Annotated in this window: 1 rRNA gene; it reads right to left on the bottom strand. The window is 54.3% G+C overall.

What is annotated here, in order from left to right:
• Positions 1 to 655: 655 nt before the first annotated feature.
• A 5S ribosomal RNA gene (gene rrf / locus ACTNBY_RS09310) occupies positions 656 to 750 on the bottom strand; the annotation flags it as partial.

The raw sequence follows: 750 nt of genomic DNA, 5'->3' as shown, positions 1-750 counted from the left end.
TGTCCATCCTCGCAGTATCCGGTTCTCAAGGTGCACGCCTGCGCCGGTTCCCGGTTCGACCGGGCCGCGCGGCAAGGAGATATATTGCCAGACCGGAGGGGCCCGCGGGGCGGGAATCCCGCACTCCATATTTTGTTCACAAATGAACCAGAGGGCCCTGGAATCCGACAGGGTCTAATCGACGATCATATATCTCAGACAGACCGTATGACCTCGGTGTTCATGCTGTCCGATGTATACGTATCGGTTATATACCCAAACCAGAATTAAATAGCACCTAGGAGATAGATTGCGACGGTTCCCCTTATAAAGCCTTTACGCGACAAAGGACCCCGCCAGACAGCGCTGGAGCCCCATTAGTGTGCAATCCTAGCCGAAAGACGTAAAACGCGAGAAAAGATTGATTTGTAATCTAAATTGGCAGATCCATCTAGGAAATACGCAACCAGCCAAAGGAGCGTTCCTAAGTTCGGACTGTAAAGAACGAGTCCCAAAAACAGGCCTCGAAAAGAATCAACCCACTTCATATGCTATTGCGACTTCAGAATAAAGAAATCAACTATCTAGAGCCACGGATCAATACAAACGCAAAAAAGGGGGAGGCCGCGAGGCCTCCCCCTTCTCGATTCTCGATGACGACTCGGTGCCGTCCACCGGTCAGCGGCGCCCTGGCCTCCCACGGGCTGGCCCCGCAGTACTCTCGGCGCGATGGGGCTTAGCTTCCGGGTTCGGAACGGGACCGGGCGTGCC

The organism is Collinsella sp. HCP28S3_E12, from assembly GCF_052065595.1.
Classification (GTDB): domain Bacteria; phylum Actinomycetota; class Coriobacteriia; order Coriobacteriales; family Coriobacteriaceae; genus Collinsella.
Note: the sequence above shows the minus strand (reverse complement) of the source record. Positions and strands in the feature narration are given on the sequence as shown.